Origin of the sequence: Mycobacterium sp. WUMAC-067, assembly GCF_020217485.1 — a bacterium.
Classification (GTDB): domain Bacteria; phylum Actinomycetota; class Actinomycetes; order Mycobacteriales; family Mycobacteriaceae; genus Mycobacterium.
The window spans coordinates 70,771-87,617 of the sequence record NZ_JAEKMI010000016.1; the positions used below are offsets into that span (position 1 = coordinate 70,771).

Annotated in this window: 17 protein-coding genes; 15 read left to right on the forward strand and 2 right to left on the reverse strand. The window is 62.2% G+C overall.

The genetic code is table 11. The features are described from left to right. Positions 1-236: 236 nt before the first annotated feature. The 8 genes from JF781_RS13715 (at position 237) to JF781_RS28735 (ending at position 7,680) form a co-directional block, all read left to right on the forward strand. Positions 237-500, forward strand: a complete 264-nt coding sequence (locus tag JF781_RS13715) for a hypothetical protein (protein ID WP_225341235.1) — start codon at positions 237-239, stop codon at positions 498-500. 169 nt (positions 501-669) lie between these two features. Then, a complete protein-coding gene (locus JF781_RS13720) occupies positions 670-1,425 on the forward strand; it encodes a response regulator transcription factor (RefSeq protein WP_225341236.1) in 756 nt (251 codons plus the stop codon). Positions 1,426-1,605: 180 nt separating this feature from the next. Further along, positions 1,606-2,478 (forward strand): polysaccharide deacetylase family protein, encoded by an 873-nt coding sequence (locus JF781_RS13725; RefSeq protein ID WP_225341265.1) that lies wholly within the window; start codon positions 1,606-1,608, stop codon positions 2,476-2,478. Between the two features lie 469 nt (positions 2,479-2,947). Then, a complete protein-coding gene (locus tag JF781_RS13730; RefSeq protein ID WP_225341237.1) occupies positions 2,948-3,394 on the forward strand; it encodes a hypothetical protein in 447 nt (148 codons plus the stop codon). 199 nt (positions 3,395-3,593) lie between these two features. Beyond that, the gene (locus tag JF781_RS13735) at positions 3,594-4,619 is read left to right on the forward strand and encodes a PLP-dependent cysteine synthase family protein (RefSeq protein WP_225341266.1); all 1,026 of its coding nucleotides are present in this window, start codon (positions 3,594-3,596) and stop codon (positions 4,617-4,619) included. 50 nt (positions 4,620-4,669) lie between these two features. After that, complete coding sequence (locus JF781_RS13740; protein ID WP_225341267.1) at positions 4,670-5,875, forward strand: MFS transporter; 1,206 nt, start codon at positions 4,670-4,672, stop codon at positions 5,873-5,875. Positions 5,876-6,464: 589 nt separating this feature from the next. Next, complete coding sequence (locus JF781_RS13745; RefSeq protein ID WP_225341238.1) at positions 6,465-6,926, forward strand: rhodanese-like domain-containing protein; 462 nt, start codon at positions 6,465-6,467, stop codon at positions 6,924-6,926. A 364-nt stretch (positions 6,927-7,290) separates the two neighbouring features. Next, positions 7,291-7,680 (forward strand): four-helix bundle copper-binding protein, encoded by a 390-nt coding sequence (locus tag JF781_RS28735; RefSeq protein WP_374109701.1) that lies wholly within the window; start codon positions 7,291-7,293, stop codon positions 7,678-7,680. On the opposite strand, the gene JF781_RS13755 is transcribed toward JF781_RS28735, so the two are convergent. Next, a complete protein-coding gene (locus JF781_RS13755) occupies positions 7,677-7,934 on the reverse strand; it encodes a heavy-metal-associated domain-containing protein (protein WP_225341240.1) in 258 nt (85 codons plus the stop codon). The two genes, JF781_RS28735 and JF781_RS13755, sit on opposite strands and share 4 nt — an antisense overlap. 261 nt (positions 7,935-8,195) lie before the next feature. On the opposite strand from JF781_RS13755, the gene JF781_RS13760 reads away from it, so the two are divergent. Further along, the gene (locus JF781_RS13760; protein ID WP_225341241.1) at positions 8,196-8,798 is read left to right on the forward strand and encodes a DUF1942 domain-containing protein; all 603 of its coding nucleotides are present in this window, start codon (positions 8,196-8,198) and stop codon (positions 8,796-8,798) included. A gap of 318 nt (positions 8,799-9,116) precedes the next feature. Further along, on the forward strand, positions 9,117-9,464 hold the full coding sequence (locus JF781_RS13765) for a hypothetical protein (protein WP_225341242.1): 348 nt from the start codon (positions 9,117-9,119) through the stop codon (positions 9,462-9,464). Positions 9,465-10,755: 1,291 nt separating this feature from the next. Here the strand turns inward: JF781_RS13765 and JF781_RS13770 are convergent. Next, positions 10,756-11,352, reverse strand: coding sequence for a TlpA disulfide reductase family protein (locus JF781_RS13770; RefSeq protein WP_225341243.1), 597 nt, complete (start codon positions 11,350-11,352; stop codon positions 10,756-10,758). A 349-nt stretch (positions 11,353-11,701) separates the two neighbouring features. Here JF781_RS13770 and JF781_RS13775 point away from each other — a divergent pair, with 349 nt between their 5' ends. The 5 genes from JF781_RS13775 to JF781_RS13795 all read left to right on the forward strand — a co-directional run bounded on the left by JF781_RS13775 (position 11,702) and on the right by JF781_RS13795 (position 16,839). Continuing rightward, complete coding sequence (locus JF781_RS13775) at positions 11,702-12,082, forward strand: BlaI/MecI/CopY family transcriptional regulator (protein ID WP_225341244.1); 381 nt, start codon at positions 11,702-11,704, stop codon at positions 12,080-12,082. A 773-nt stretch (positions 12,083-12,855) separates the two neighbouring features. After that, on the forward strand, positions 12,856-13,629 hold the full coding sequence (locus tag JF781_RS13780; RefSeq protein WP_374109700.1) for a response regulator transcription factor: 774 nt from the start codon (positions 12,856-12,858) through the stop codon (positions 13,627-13,629). Next, a complete protein-coding gene (locus tag JF781_RS13785; RefSeq protein ID WP_225341245.1) occupies positions 13,619-15,121 on the forward strand; it encodes a cell wall metabolism sensor histidine kinase WalK in 1,503 nt (500 codons plus the stop codon). Before JF781_RS13780 ends, JF781_RS13785 begins: the two co-directional genes overlap by 11 nt. A gap of 139 nt (positions 15,122-15,260) precedes the next feature. Beyond that, positions 15,261-15,578, forward strand: a complete 318-nt coding sequence (locus JF781_RS13790) for a hypothetical protein (RefSeq protein WP_225341246.1) — start codon at positions 15,261-15,263, stop codon at positions 15,576-15,578. Positions 15,579-15,732: 154 nt separating this feature from the next. After that, a complete protein-coding gene (locus JF781_RS13795; RefSeq protein WP_225341247.1) occupies positions 15,733-16,839 on the forward strand; it encodes a PLP-dependent cysteine synthase family protein in 1,107 nt (368 codons plus the stop codon). Positions 16,840-16,847 lie beyond the last annotated feature (8 nt).

Below are 16,847 nucleotides of genomic sequence, written 5' to 3' on the forward strand. Positions count from 1 at the left end.
AGGCAACGCGGGGCATATCCCGCACCTACTGTGCACTTCAGTATGTAGCGCCTCAGTAATTCCATTCTGAACCGTACAGCACTTTTACCCCAGTTGTAACTCCAGTCACAAATTCCACGTTTGTAATTCGTTGTTGCCGTTTCGGCCAGATCTTCACGTCGGCGCCAATCCTTGTATGTATGTAGTGAGTTAGTACTATGGTGCTTAGTAGAGTGATTTGTGCGAAAGGTCCTGCCATGAATCCGATCCGGCGTTACCCGCGCGCCCGCACGCCGTCGCCGTACACGGCCGCCTACCAGCGCGAACGCCGCCGCCGCGCGCTCGGATGGGTACTGGTAGCCGCTGGAGTCGCAATGGCGTTCGTGCATGCCGTCGCGCATCTGGGCCGATTGCATATCGTCGTTCACCAGGATCTGCTGCTGGGCTATCCGATGGCCGCCGTGCTCACCCTTGTGGGGGCCGTCCTGATCGGGCGGGCGGTGGGTACAGGTAGGCCTTGAGCGTCCTGTTTCCCATGTGTACTGCCAGGCAGCTCGCCCGGCGAAATGGCGAGCACCGGGGCCACCGCAGGAGCTGGCCGCTCCGCCGTCGTGTAACGATTCGTTGAAGTCCGCTGACATCCAACGAAATCAACCACCTACGACCTACGTAGTAGTGCAGTATTGTCCGGTGGGTATCCAGAACAGCGCCCTTGCCGAGCGGGTCCTGGTGACAGGCGATGACGGCAAGGGTCTGACCATCCTCGCAGAGGTTGTCCGGCGCGCGGCGTTGCCGGTTCTGGTCGTATCCGACAGCATTGCGGCTCTGGATATCACCAGGGCTAAGCGGCCGGCCGTGATCATCGTGGCGGTCACGGGTCCATGGAGTGCCGGTCTAGCTGCGTGCCATCGCCTGCGTAGCTGCTCGAACGGCAAGATCATCGTCATCACGACCAACGATGACGTAGCCTGCACCGTCCGGGATTTCAATGACGGAGTCGACCTGGTGCTGACGCCATCATGGAATGACGATCACCTCGGCGAACGGCTCCTCGCAATGTTGGCCGGCCCAGGCCGCAATCCCATCGTCCCTATCCGCCCGGTGTCACATACGGGGCGGGCACGGTGGGCCGACAAACGAATGTTCGGACCGCTATGTATCGATATCGCCCGACGTCAGGTGACCGTTGCCGATGCCGAAATCAAGTTGACCCGAACGCAGTTCGAGATACTGGCAGCCTTGGCGCAGCGCTCCGGTGGCGTGCTTTCACGTCAGGAACTGCTCAACGCCGTGTGGGGGCCGGACTGGACGGGCACTGCAGCCAACATCGACGTGCATATCGGTCAGCTGCGCAGAAAGCTCGGAGACAATCCAGCCCAGCCCATGCTGGTTCTCAATGTCCGAGGCGTCGGTTACCGGCTGGCGGGGGAAGGCTGGCGATACTGAGGCGCCGGGCGTAACACTGTGGCCGCTGTGGCTATCGGTGCTGGCCACGCACCGTGGCGAAGTGGGATCGGCACACGGCTGGACAACATCCCGGTCGCGATCTACGGTCACGCTTAGTAGAAGGCGGTAGGTGGCGCGTTGTGGCGGTTGCCGCCACAAGTGAGGTGGCGTGAGGTGGCTATGTGGGTGCGGCGATTCGGCGGCTTGTGGTGGCAGCTTCTGGTCGTGGTAGTGGTGTTGGTGCTGGCCGGGGTGCTGACGGTGGTCGGCGCGCGCAGTCAACGCAACCTCGATGCCGATTCCGTGGATTGTTCGCAGGCCAAGTGCATTGCGCTGACATTCGACGACGGGCCGAGCCCGTTCACTGACCGGCTCCTGAAAGTGCTGTCCGACCGCGGCGCCAAGGCCACGTTCTTTCTGATCGGGAACAAGGTCGCTGCCGACCCGTCGGCAGCGCGCCGAATCGCCGATGCCGGCATGGAGGTGGCCGGCCACACCTGGGAACACCCCAATATGTCGACGGTCGCCGTCGGCGATATCCCGGCCCAGTTGCGTAAGGCCACCGAGGCGATCGCGGCCGCGACCGGCCGAGCCCCGACGCTGTATCGCCCCGCCGGGGGTCTATCCAGTCCCTCAGTGCACGCCGAAGCCGCAAGGCAAGGTCTCGCCGAGATCCTGTGGGACGTTATCCCTTTCGACTGGATCAACGATTCGAATCTGGCTGCCACGACCTACATGCTCAAGACTCAGATCAAGCCGGGATCGGTGGTGTTGTTGCACGACACCTACTCCAGCACTGTTGATGTGGTCTGTCAGTTTCTGCCGGTGCTGATCGTCAATGGCTACCACATGGTCACGGTGAGCCACCTGCTCGGCCACCGGGCCGCCGGATCGAGCTACGGTGGCCGCGAGAACGGGCCGCCGGCCAACGCTCTGGCCGACATTCCAGCCACCCGTATTCCGCAGTTGCCGGCCACACCATCACCCAAGCCCGCGCCCAACCTGCCCATAACCGACCTGCCCAACCAGAGCCCCGGCGGGCCGCCCGCATAGGTTATCCATCTTCCGCAGGGCGCCGACACCGGTCAGGAGCGCCCGCCTGTTCGGCGAGGCAGATGCCGGCGCTCAAAGGTCGCCGTCGGCCGACGGGTGGTTCACGTTGAGGAGATCGGGGTGGCGCGGCCGAGTTCGAACCGTGATTCACCGGATTGCTGACGTGACATAGCTGACAGCTTTCACCGCGCGGCGGCAGCCTGAACGGCCTTAGCATCGCCAATTCGCCAAGCTGGGCATCGACCGCGGCCGCCGTGAGGCCATCGCGCACCACTAACCCACTGACTACGTACATAAGTAGTAGCTGACCTGCGGGGATACGGCCTCAGGACAGGGACTGTGTGGACACCGCTGACCCAAAAATATTGGCGCACTGTGATGCTCAATCCTGCGCAGTGGAACTTGTGCGCGGCCGATCGGGCGTCATCGCGGTGGGATAACACATTGGAATCGACTTTGCGTCACGACCGTGATGGTGCCCGCCGCTGCTAGTGTGAAAAGCATTGTGAGGTATGACGACGCCCCCACGAGACAGCAACTATTGTCAGCGCTGACGCTGACAGTAGTGCTGTGGGGGCTGCTCATCGGCGCTGGTGCGATCGTCACCGTGCCGTCTGAGACCTACACGCACGCTCCGCACAGCATCATGTCCTCAGCGACTGACGGTGCTGCTACGGCGATGGACCACCCCCATATCCAAGGGCCGGTCGAGGTCTGTCGGGATATCTTTGTCGACGTGGTGCTGCCGCGCGCGGCCACCGTGTTGCTGCTCGTCGGGATCTCTGTGGCGATCGTTGCCCTGGCAGTGTTCGGAAACCGCTGGTCATGGACAGCGGTGCGGGGACCGCCGCCATTCCACGACATATTTGTATCGGGCCGGAAGCTATTGCTGCGGCTCTGTATCGCTCGGCGCTGATGACATGCGCCCGACCGCATCGCCTGCTGCGATCCGGTCGGCATTCACTTCGCCTAGAGACAAGTAGCCGCGCGCCTGTACCGCGGCTCGATACAGAAAAGATGACAACCTGATGAACAACACTGTGGCAGTTGATTCCTCCGATCTTGAACACTCGACCAGTCACCGCGCACTGGGCCGCAACCATCGACTTGGCACGATGGTGGGTCACACGCCGGTCTTACGTATTTCTGCTCCTTTCAGCGATGAGAAGCGTGGCTTTTGGGCCAAGTTGGAAGGGTTCAATCCTGGCGGCATGAAGGATCGTCCCGCCATGCACATGGTGGAGCGGGGCCGCGCTCGAGGCGATCTGCTTCCGGGCGCGCGCATCGTGGAATCCACCAGTGGCACGTTGGGTTTGGGCCTGGCTTTGGCCGGTACCGTCTACGGCCATCCGGTCACCTTGGTGGCTGACCCCGGGATGGAGCCCATCATGCATCGGATGCTGGCGGCCTACGGCGCCCATGTCGACGTGGTGAGCACCCCGCATCCGCAAGGCGGCTGGCAACAAGCCCGGCGCGACCGAGTTGCTGAACTGCTGGCCGCCGAAGCCAATGCCTGGTACCCCGACCAGTACAACAACCCCGACAACGTCGAGGCATATCAGGGACTTGCACTGGAACTGGATGCCCAGCTAGGAAACGTCGACGTGCTGGTGTGCTCGGTGGGCACCGGCGGGCACTCTGCGGGCATCGCACGGGTGTTGCGTCAGTTCAACCCCGATATGCGCCTCATCGGGGTGGACACCATCGGGTCGACCATCTTCGGGCAGCCCGCCGCAACACGTCTCATGCGTGGCTTGGGATCCAGTATCTATCCCCGCAATGTCGACTACGCCGCATTCGACGAGGTGCACTGGGTTGCGCCCGCTGAAGCAGTGTGGGCGTGCCGCTCCCTGGCAGCCACGCATTACGCCTCGGGGGGCTGGAGTGTGGGGGCGGTTGCCCTGGTCGCAGGCTGGGTTGCGCGCACTGAGCCAGAAACCGCCACGATCGCGTCGGTCTTTCCGGATGGCCCGCAGCGCTACTTCGACACGGTGTACAACGACGATTACTGCCGCGAACATGGCCTTCTCGGAGTTCAACCACCTGCCCATCCTGCCGAGCTCGCAACGACGACCGAGCGTGTCGTTACTTCGTGGTCGCGGTGCGTCAACGTGGTCGACCCGATGCAGGGCACCCAGTGATCGCAGCAGTCCGGCAGTTCACCAGCTTCGGCTGGCCCAGCCGCCTGCTGATGATCAACCAATTCGGCATCAACGTCGGGTTCTACATGTTGATGCCCTACCTGGCCGGCTACCTGGCCGGGCCGCTTGGGCTGGCCGCCTGGGCCATCGGTCTGGTGCTGGGTGTACGCAACTTCTCCCAGCAAGGAATGTTCGTTGTTGGCGGTACCCTGGCCGACCGGCTCGGGTTCAAGCCCCTCATCGTGGTGGGATGCCTGTTGCGGACCGCCGGATTCGGTCTGTTGGTGTTCGCCGATTCCCTGCCCGCCGTGCTGATCGCCTCGGCGGCGACAGGATTCGCCGGAGCCCTGTTCAACCCCGCGGTGCGCGCCTATCTGGCCGCCGACTCCGGCCCTCGCCGCGTTGAGGCGTTCGCCTTGTTCAACATGTTCTATCAGGCGGGCATCCTGGCTGGTCCGCTTGTCGGATTGGTGTTGATGATGGCCGACTTCCGCACGGTAGCCGCCGCTGCAGCAGCGGTGTTCGCGCTCTTGACGGTCGCCCAACTGTTCGCACTGCCGCAGCACGCGGCCGATTCGCACGACGATGCGACCAGCGTTATCGACAATTGGCGTGCAGTGGTGGCCAACCGGTCATTTCTGCGGTTCGCGGTCGCGATGATCGGCTGTTACGTGCTCAGCTTCCAGGTGTACCTGGCGATGCCGTTGCAGGCAGCCGCACTTACACCGCAGCACGAATCCGCGGTGGTCGCCGGCATCTTTGTGATCTCGGGCGTTGTGGCGGTCGGCGGGCAGCTGCGCATCACCCGATGGTTTGGAACACGTTGGGGCAGTGGTCGATCACTGGTGATCGGCATGATCATCCTGGCAGCCTCGTTCCTACCGCTGCTGATCGCTCCTGACGCTGGACGGTTTGGGGCCGTTGCCGGTGTGGCCGCGTTGTTGGCGGCGGCGGGGTTGCTCGCGGTCGGTTCGGCTGCGGTATTCCCATTCGAAATGGATACCGTAGTTTCCCTGGCGCGAGACCGGCTGGTCGCAACCCACTACGGCTTCTACAACACCATCGTCGGAGTCGGCATCCTCATCGGAAACCTTGCCACCGGTGCAGCCCTGCAGGCCGCCCGTGACTGGGGGGCTGTCGAAGTGTTCTGGGGCGCGCTGGTCGTGATCGGATTGGTCTCAGCGGTGGCGCTGTATCGATTAGACCGTGGCGGACAGCTCACTACCAGTGACGTTGTGCAGGCATCGACGAAATAACAGACCGCAGCCAACATTGCGGTAGCGGCAGGGCCGTGTCACTGCGACGCGCTGTGGCCCGAGGGCGCCATCTTCGACACGACCAGCATCATCAGCAGCAGCCGGTGCGGACTCGACCGTGAGCCCATCCAGCATTGTCAAACGCGGTGCCTACCGGATAGACGGTGTACGCGAGGCAGGGAGATTCATCGGCAGCAGTTGACTGGACGTGCTGCTTCGGGCCGCCGCGGCGCCATGTCGAGAGCGCACAGCAGCGCACATTTGGCAATCGCGCGCACACCGGGGTGGCGCACGATCTCGGTCACACGTGTGGTCAGTGAGTTTCTTTTAGACTTCATGCCTGGCCTTTCCCTTTCGACCGGGTGCCCCGAACAGTTCATGAATTGTCCGTCTAGGAACCAGGATTGTCTGGCCGACGGGATTGTCAAGGGGTCTACTGTCGTACACAGTAATAGAGCCGGTCTCTACACGGAGAGCCTTGGCGCCCCAGGCAAGTCATCTGTGGTACGGGTCTGAAGGGTGGGGCCGGCGCTGGCCCGTGCGGTCGAACAACGCATCGCTGTCGCAACCCGAAGCTGAGGAGACCGTCATGCTGAATGTCGTGGTACATCGACTGCCAGAATTGTGTTGCGTGGCCTTACTCGTCGTGGCCGGCTGCGGCGCCCCCAGCGGGCCAACCGATGAGGCTGCGCGCCCTTCGGACGGCCGAGACACTGCGTCAGTCGCGCCTGCCCCCGCTGCGAAATCGATCGGTCCCGACTTGTTCGCCAAGGCGATGGCCGAGCCCAACCGCATCACCATCAACGTCCATGTCCCTTACGAGGGTGAGCTTGCTGGCACGGATCTCGCGATTCCATTCGATCAGATCTCTGCCCGCGCCGAGCAGTTACCGGCCTCACGCACGACGCCGCTGGCTATCTATTGCCGATCGGGCCGCATGAGTCGCATCGCCGCCACCACATTGGCACAGCTGGGATATCGAGACATCGTGGAGTTGGATGGCGGGATGATTGTCTGGCAGCAGACCGGCCGAGTATTGAACTGGCGCTAGCCGCTTGGGCTATGCCCAAGAGAGTGGGCAGCAATCTGACGCGTTCCCCGGTATCTATTGGCGTAAGTCCACCGGGTTGGGCGCATATGGGGCAAGCCTTTGACGATGCCCACCTACCGATCGAGTCGCCGTCACATACGGCTGCCCCGGCCCGCCGTGTGTCGCCCGTTGTGCACGCGAAGCCCCCGGATTCGCGATCGGTACCGGCGGATCAACCGACAGACGACATCTACGTGGTTGAACCGTATGTCGTTGGGTATCCGATTGTCTGGCCGCATGTTCGGGGCTTGCGTCACATGCCCGCGCGCTGCTGCCGCCAACGCCGATGCCACGAAGTGAGGAGCCCATGAGTACCGCAACCAAGATGCTAGCGACTTTTCCCAACGCTGTGAGCGCGGCCGACCGAGCCGCAGTGGCGGCCCGCATCGATGCCTGTCAAGACTGCGCGCAAGCCTGCACCGCGTGCGCCGGTGCGTGTCTGGACGAACAATCTGTCCAGCAGCTCACCACGTGCATCCGCACCACCTTGGACTGCGCAGACATCTGCACGACCACTGCAGGGGTCCTGTCGCGCCACGGCGAGTTTGATGCGAACCTCCCCCATGGCGTGCTCAGTCTCTGCGCGAACGCCTGCGCTGACTGCGCAGCTGAATGCCACCGGCACGCCGAACACCACGAACATTGCCGAGTATGCGCCCAGACATGCACGACATGTGAGGAAGCCTGCCGCCACCTGCTGGCAGCGCTGTCCTAGCCGCAGCAGCCGCCCGACGCGCCGTGTTGGCCGGCGCTTGATTGATCGGCCCGGCTTGCCGTGTAGCCAGCCTCTTCGACGGCACCCAAAACAGCGGGATCTGCAATCGGCCCGCTGCTGACAACGACAAGTTTGCCGCTGGCGACATCGACATCGATGTCTTCGACACCGGCGATCTTGGCGACCTCTTCGCGCACCGACGCCGCACAGTGTCCACACGTCATGCCGGTAACAACGAACTCGCTAGTGACCATCTAGCAACCTCTCTCGATCGGGCCGAATTGGCGACCGCATGTCGGTCGGTTCGTGCCCGGCGAACCGACCCGGATACCCCACGGGGGTACTTTCATCGTATACCGGAATGCCCCGAGATCGCGCCGGTCCGCCACCAGCTGATCGACGCAGGGGCGGCGCGTAGTCATCCACACGCTTTCCACGGTCGCGGGGGATTTACTATGTGTGTACGTAGATAGGAAAATCGTGCGATGCATGCACGGGTCGAAAGGACAGCGCCGATGCGCAATTTGGTCAGGACTGTGGTCGCGTTGGTGGCGCTGCTGATGCTCGCGGGCGTGGCTGCACCCACCGCAGCGGCCGCGATGGACGGGAAGTGTCCGCACCGATTTGGTGCTGCGCAGCAGATCGCGGATGCCGGCGGAGCCGTCGTCCAACAGTGGACCGTAACCGACCTGCGCCCCAGCGCTGATTCGGCGCCTGGCTATCCGCTCGCCGGCCGGCTGTGGGAGGCGACCGTGTCGGTGCATGCGTTGTCCGGTTCGGTCACCCCCATCATTCCCAATGTGTATGCGGTCGCGCATCCAGGAGTGCGGTATCAGGTGTTGTGGCAGGTGGCCAGTCCGGCCGGCCTTCCCGCGGCGACCATTGACCAGGGCCAGACGTCTTCGGGCAAGGTGTATTTTGATGTGACCGGCGCCGACCCGATGGCGGTGATCTATGCCATCGGCGGTACGAAGCCGGCAATGATGTGGTGCTGCGCCGGCGACATGTCCATGTCCATGCCCATGCGTGACTGCCCGGGATGTGCCGGCATGTCGATGCCAGAGTGCCCGGGCTGCGAGGGCGGTCAGCCGTGCCCGGGATGCGCTCGTATGAGGTAGGTGAGATGGCGCCGGTGGGGCTGCGAGTCTGGGCGCAGAATCGCCAAGCATCCCCGGAGCAGTCACCGTTGTGTCGGGAACACGAAACGGCCGCGTTTGTCGCAGTGCGATGAGTTCAGGGTTCGCTGATTCGCTTGGTCGATCACCGTTGTCCGTCTCGGCCCGAATTCTCCGCGATCGCGCGTTGCGATCGCGCTACCTTAGGTCGCTATGGGATCGCACAGTTCACCGCTGACACCCCGGAGGCGTCGCATCTGGGTTTGGATTGCAGGATCGACGATCTGTGCGCTCGTGGTGGGCATAGCTGCCCTGATTACCATGAAAGCGCACCTGTTTGGTTTCGGAGACTCCATTGAGCGCACCGCGCAGCAGCGTTGCGAGTCCGACGTGCGGGGCCGGTTGGCGTCGCCGTCGACAGCCAGTATGTCCGACGTGCAGGTGAGAGCTAGTGAGCTGGATCCTGAGAGCCGAGATCTCTTTCCGCTGACGACCAATAAGCCGCTCAAAGGCGTCAACTATTCGCGTATCACGGTGTGGAACGTCACCGGAACAGTAGATGCCCAGACCGAGGTCGGAAGCGTGATCCATGATCCGTTCATCTGCCGCGCATACTTCGTCGACGATGCCATCGCCGACACGCTCGTGGTGTTCGAGCACGAGCACTAGTCCGCATCGTGCGATTATCCAGCTCACCCCAGCAGTTCGGTTGCACGCATCTGAAGCAGCGCCGGGGTTGGGACGCGATTTTGCCTGCCCTCGCGCAGTTCTCAGCGCTTCGGCCTACTGCCGGGACCCATCCGCGGCACGTTATACCAACCTGCAGAGCCAATAGACCGGGCTTGGTGATGTCTGGACAGCTTCTCGGATTGTCTCCACCAGGTTCCCGAAGCTGCCGGTCCATGACAGCGCAGAACCTATTGTCCTCCAACGTGTTTAGAGCATGCGCGCACGGGCGAGCGACGTTCGCCTTCGCGTCTCATGGCGCCGGTGGTTGCGGAAACCGTGCGTAGACAGTAGCTGCGCCGATGCTTGCGGAGAATCCCGTCGTGAATCCCTCACGTGACCGAAGGTTCAACAGTAGGGACCTTTGGCACTGGTCTAGGGACTTTTGGCACTTCGGTGGCCGCTACGGCGGCTTCTACCGTTGGCATGTATCGAAGTTCAACGGAACACGGCGGAAGGAATTGTCATGCTGATTCAGAGTCGCCCTCTCCTAGTGGCCGTTGCGGCCGCGGGCATCCTGGGGGCAGCGATCGCGATCAACCCGGCGCAGGCAGTTGCGGCACCACAGGAATGTCTTGCGCCCGCGCCAGGAGTTCACCAATGCACTTCTCCCGGCCACGCTGAGATCCACGTACCGCCACCTCCTGCACCCGGCAACCCCAACTTCCAGGGCGGTCCTCGCAGCGGGCCTCCCGTTCTGCCCTGGATCGGCTGACGAGTTGGGCTGTGCGCCATGCCGACACCCGAGGTGACGGCGTGCGCAACCCAGGCGCGCCAACCCTGCGGCCCCAACCGGTACGCAGCCAACATCAAGCCAGCGAGTCGCGGGCTGGGACGTTGGGCAAGCCCGCGGGTTGGCAGTGGCCACCATTGCCCGGTCGCCAAAGTTCACATCGGTCGCTGCGGACCCTGTCTGCGCAGTCACTGAACCCGGTGTTCTCGAATGCCCATATATCCGCGGACGCCTGGTAGCAGCTGACTTCCGATGCACTGGGCTGTAGGGGCCCCAACGCCGCTGACCGGGGATTGCCATACGAATAGACACGGCGCGGCATCGCAATCGGCTACGAAAGCCCACGCTCAACTACCGATGCGGCCAAGTACCCACGCCATCGTGGCCGGACTCCACCCGTATCCAACGTCCCAACCGGCACGGGTATCTACGAAGATGCATGCCTGGCCTGCCGTGCGGCCAGAGCGCCTTGGAGACACGAGGGCGTGGGCGAGGCGGTACCTACTGCGGCTCGCTGGCGATTCTCTGTACCACCGGGTGAAGATCCTCGGCCAGTAGCGCGCGCAGGAACACCGCGGCGACACGATGACGACGATCCAAAACGAGCGTGGTCGGCACGACGCTGGTCGGGTATCCCTTTCCCAGGGCGATCAGACTCCGCAGGGACGGATCGAAGATCGAGGGAAATTGGACATGGCGATCGGTGACGAAATCACGCGCCGACGACAGATTGTCGCGCACATCGATTCCCAGAAACGCCACGCCCAGAGACTTTGTCGCTTCAAACACCCGCTCCAGCTCCGGTGTCTCGGTTCGACACGGTCCACACCAAGACCCCCATACATTCACCACCACGACCTTGCCGGAGAATTCCGAGAGGTGAAACGATCGTTCTTCCTGCAGCAGTGGTCCTGTGAGATCCCCGATGGAGCCTCGATCCAACGGGGGGTCATAGAACAGGTCGGTTTTCCCTCCCGGCGAAACGAACTCGAACCGGCCGCCCTGGGCGACAGCGTCACGACCTGTACTGCAGCTCACGCTCAGCGCCGCTGCACTCAAAAGTGCACACCATGAGCGCAACATCCGCCGCTTGAACATGTGACCTCCACCTGCAGCACGCGTCCCCAACACTACTATGTAACTACGTAGGATGGCCTTCGGGTGCGTGACTAGCGAGCAGTGACAGGGTCCAGCCGATGCCGAGGCCCATCGGCGGGCGGTCGCAAGTCTGTGTCGCCGAGATCGTCCATGTGCGCCTCGTCGTGGTCGCCTGGCGAAATGGCTAGTTGCGAAATCGCCATCGGTTTCCGGTGACCGCCTGGCGGGTGGGCGCCGCAGACGTTGATTGATCGCAGGCTGGCACGCGGAATACTATTTATCTACGTACGCAGTACTTACAGAACTCAGACGCGGTCCAGGTCACCGCTCCGACAGCCAGGAGGCGAAGGTGCGACCACGGCGGTTCGGTGAGCTCGAAGCGGTCGTCATGGACCGTGTGTGGGATCGAAGCCCCGCGACAGTCACGGTTCGTGATTTGTTCCATGAACTTTCTGCAGAACGCGAGATCGCTTACACCACTGTGATGTCGACGATGGACAACCTGCACACTAAGGGGTGGCTGGAGCGAGACCGGGCAGGTAAGGCCTACCGGTACTGGCCGGTTCTGACGCGCGAGCAGCATAGCGCTGAGGTGATGCGCGAAGCACTCGTGACTGGGGGGCGACCCGACGTAGTACTGGGGTACTTTGTCGACCTTATTGCCCCTGAGGAATCGGACCGACTGCGAGCCGTGTTGCGCCGGGCCGCGCGTCGAGTCAGAACCCGTTGAAGTTTTTCGGCGTTGTGGGGCGGACGCCCAGTCGATCGTGCGTGGTTGGGGCAAGCCCACGAGCGATGCGTTCGTGCGGACTGCCGCCCAGCGCTCAGTTGCTGGGCCGGTTACTGCCGGCAAAGGTGCCGACATCGCAGCGGACGAGCTATCCATATGCGTTCACCTTCATGAGCATTCTCGTTGAACGCGTGGGGTCAACGAGCGCAGATGTGCGTCCTGGCCTCGGCGGATGGACTGGCCCGCTGCCTCCAGCCGTACGCTAGAGTGCCTGGTGCGTATATACGTAGTACGTACATAGATGAGCGCTGCGCTCACGCGCTGCGGCACCACGTTGATGGAACGCCAACTTCGGCGGCCCAGGCTGGTGGCAGCGCTGGTACCGGCGCCGTGCCGCCTATCTTTACGGAGCCTTTATTGAAACTCGAACCCCTCAACACATGCGGCTGCCACCCTGAGAGGGGGAGTGGTCACCGAGCAGGCGGGCTACTGCGGGGCGGCTCGGGTCCAGGTTGGGTCACACCGTGACGCGGAAATGGGGAATGCAAGCCCAGTGGAATCACTAGCAGGGGATGAATCGCCACAGACGCAGCGCATTTCTGTGGGTGGCGGGGTAAATTGCAGCAGCACTGCTGCACTTTCACGGTCCATTTCTGTCCGCAATCCGCCCGATTCCTTGCCCCAACGGAAATCGCCAATAGTTATGAACCGGGAATATAGGTAGACGGATTGAACATGGTGACAGTATTACGTGGAGTTTGGATCATAAGTCCATGACAACAATGTCAAGAGTGCACGACGAAGTTCAGCAGGCAGAACCCGAGGAAGTCGCCGGCCTGAACAGCATTGAATCCACGCCGGTGCGGATTCTGCTGGTCGATGACGAACCGGCACTCACCAACTTGGTGAAGATGGCGTTGCATTACGAAGGATGGCAGGTCAGCGTCGCTCATAGTGGCAAAGAGGCCATGGAGAAATTCACCGAGATCCGCCCTGATGTGCTTGTTCTCGACATTCAGCTTCCTGACGCTGACGGTCTCGATGTCTTGAAGCGGGTGCGTCAGCACGAGCGGTACACGCCAACGCTGCTACTTACCGCCCGTGACTCGGTGATCGACCGTGTTACCGGACTGACGGCCGGCGCCGACGACTACATGTCCAAGCCGTTCAGCCTCGAAGAGCTAGTCGCCAGGCTGCGGGGTCTGCTGCGCCGCGCCAGTGCCCTCGCGGTACCGGAGCACGAAGTGCTGCAGGTGGGGGACCTCGTTCTCAATGGTGCCTCCCGCGAAGTCTCCCGAGGCCAGGACGCGATCACCCTCACTGGTCTTGAGTTCGAATTGTTGCGGTATCTGATGCGAAATCCGCGGCGCATCTTGAGCCGTGCCGAGATTCTGGATCGTGTCTGGAACTATCGGTTCTCGGGCCGTGCGAGCATCGTCGACCTGTACATCTCATATCTGCGCAAGAAGATCGACTCAGGGCGGCCACCGATGATTCAGACGGTGCGCGGCGTCGGGTACATGCTGCGACCGGCCGATGGCGTATAGCCGGCCCGGGCGTTTTTGGCGACCACGGTCCTTACGCAACCAGTTGGTGGTGGGTGTATGTACCGTGGTGGCCCTCGTCTTGCTCGCTGTCGGCGCGATCTCCATCCTCACCCTGCGCTCCTATGTGACCAGTGTCAGCGACGACCAGGTGGCCCGTGCCTTGACCGCGTTCGAGTATGCGCTGCACGAGCACGCCGACGGCCCGGTCCTGGCTGAACAACTGACCCACTTCACCGGTCAGGGCACTGACAATGTCATCGCGGTGCTGCATGGCAATACCGTGGCCGAGTCAGCGGTGTTCTACCAACGAGAGGCCCGACCTGCGCCCGCCGACGTGGTGGCGGTGATCCAGAATCACGTATGGCGTAACGGGCCCGCATTCACCATCGATTTGGGCAGTTTGGGGCAGTACCGGATACGCAGTCGCACCATCGATGGGGGAGACCGCCTCGTTTCGGCGGTGTCGTTGGGTCCCGCCAATCGCGCTCTCACCGAGAAAGTTCTCTGGACGTTGGCGCTGACCGTGACCGCAGTTGTCATCACATCCATCGGCGCGATGACCGTCGTGAACACATCCTTGCGTCCTCTGCGCCGCGTTGCTGCTACCGCGGCACAAGTCGCCAAGCTGCCGCTGACAGACGCTGACCACCGGATCACCGTTCGCGTCCAGGACAGCGACACCGACGTTAAGAGCGAGGTCGGCATCGTCGGCAATACCCTCAACGGGCTGCTGGCCAATGTTGATCGAGCCTTGGCCGAGCGCGCGGAGACCGACCGACACATGCGGCAGTTTCTCAGTGACGCGAGCCACGAGCTGCGCACACCCCTGGCCGCCATTCAGGGATACGCTGAATTGACCCGCCAAGATAGCGCTGACCTGCCAGTTGTCACCGAACATGCCCTGGCCCGCATCGAAGCAGAATCGCAACGGATGGCACGCCTGGTCAACGATCTGCTCTTGCTATCCCGCCTCGACGAGGGACATGACCTCGAGTACGACGAGGTGAACCTGTCCGAACTAGTCCTCGAAGCCGTCAATGACGCGGCAGTCGTGAGCGGCCAGCACATCTGGCAGGCCGATCTTCCCGAGACGTCGGTTTGTGTCCACGGTGACTGGACGCGCCTGCAGCAGCTCATCACAAACCTGCTGACCAACGCTCGGGTACACACACCGGCAGGCACGACCGTCACCACCACCCTTACAGTTCGCGACGAGGACGGTGATTTTGCAGAGCTGATCGTCGCGAACAACGGCCCTGGCATCGACGAGCGACTTCTTCCACATCTGTTCGAGCGGTTCGCCAAGGCACGAAAATCCGGCGAACCGGAAGCTGGAACCGGTCTGGGTTTGGCGATCGTCGCTTCCATTGTCGAAGCGCATCAAGGAACCGTCCGCGTCGAATCCGCACAAGGACTCACACGATTCATTGTCCGGCTACCGTTAACCCCATACAATTCTCCCAGTTTTCCCCGGTCCGTACAGGAACATTAAGCGGTTCAAATGTGTCAGCTGGGAAAACGCTGACAGTTCCGCATGAAGCTATTTTTGTATTTGGTATGAGGTTTGCTTTGGCAATTCGAAATGCTCGTAGGCTTGGTTTATCCGTAACCGTCTGCGCCAGGAGTTCAAAATGTCATCTAAATTGCTCTCGGGAATGGCAGCACTCAGCATTGGGGTAGCGGCCGGCATCGCTCCGATCGCGCTGGCCGGCCCAGCAGTGGCGGCACCGTCTGGAACCTCTGATGCCCAGACGACCATCGGGACGCTGCAGGCAGAAGGCTTCCGCGTCCTGGTGAGCCGGGTGGGGGATGCACCGATCGACAAGTGCACGGTCAACGCGGTACGCCCCGGCCGAAAAGCCGTCCAATCGATACCGGTTCGAATCGGAGCGCGCCCTCAGCAGACGATCGCTCCCACCGTGTATGTCGACCTGATTTGTAAGCGCTGAACTAACCACAGCACACAGCGTCGGGATGCCGTGGGTCGCCCCACCGCCGCGTCCCCTAGTCGTCCAGATCCCGTCCGAATCGTGTAATCAGACTGTGCGACAGAGCCTTTCCCTCAGGAATTGCGTACCGATGTGAACCTCTGAAAGGTGATTGATGACAGACATTCTGGCCCCGCAATCGAGCAGTCGTGACGTGCATCCTAGGCCGCTGCGCCGATGCGACCTGCCTACCGCAATGGTCGGTGACACACCCGTCATGCGGATACCGGCAGGCCCCGCCGAAGGTAGCCAGGGCTATTGGGCCAAACTCGAAGGATTCAACCCTGGAGGCTTGAAAGATCGTTCCGCGCTGCACCTGGTTGAATGTGCGCGTGCGCGTGGTGATTTGAAGCCAGGTGCCAGGATCATTGAGTACACAAGTGGGACATTCGGTCTAGGCCTGGCACTCGCCGGATTGACGTATGGACACCCCGTCACCCTTGTCACAGAACCTGCGATGGAGCCTATCGTTCAACGGATGTTGTCAGCCTACGGTGCCGACATAGACATGGTGGTAAAGCCCGATCGTCATGGCAGCTGGCATGAGGCGTGTATGCGGCGTGTAATCCAAACTCTCGCTGCAGATCCCGACGCTTGGAATCCCGACCAGTACAACAACCCGGACATCGCGGATGGCTATCGCTCTCTGGCGCTCGAACTGCATGACGAGCTGGGGCCGATCGACTATCTGGTGTGCTCGGTGGGCACCGGTGGGCACTCCGCCGGCGTCGCGAAGGTCCTGCGGCAATTCAACCCCGACATGCAACTGATCGGTGTGGACAGCATCGGATCCACTACCTTCGGTCAACCAGCCGCTGCCCGGCTCATGAGGGGCCTCGGATCCAGTACTTATCCTCGCAACGTGGACTACGCAGCCGTCAATGAGGTTCACTGGGTGGCTCCAACCGAAGCGGTCTGGGCCTGCCGCAACCTAGCAACACATCACTTCCTCAGTGGCGGCTGGAGCGTCGGAGCTGTTGCGCTCGTCGCGGATTGGATCGCACGCACCGTTGGCGAGCAGGCAACGATTGCCGCCGTGTTCCCCGACGGGCCGCAACGCTACTTCGACACCATCTATAACGACGAGTACTGCGGCCGGCACGGACTGCTCACTGGCGACCCATCAGACCAACCCCGCTTGATTGACGACCCTGCGGGCAATGTCGCGACGTCGTGGACGCGGTGTGCCAAAGTGTCAAAGCCACTGCAAGTGCCCGATTGACCCCCGGC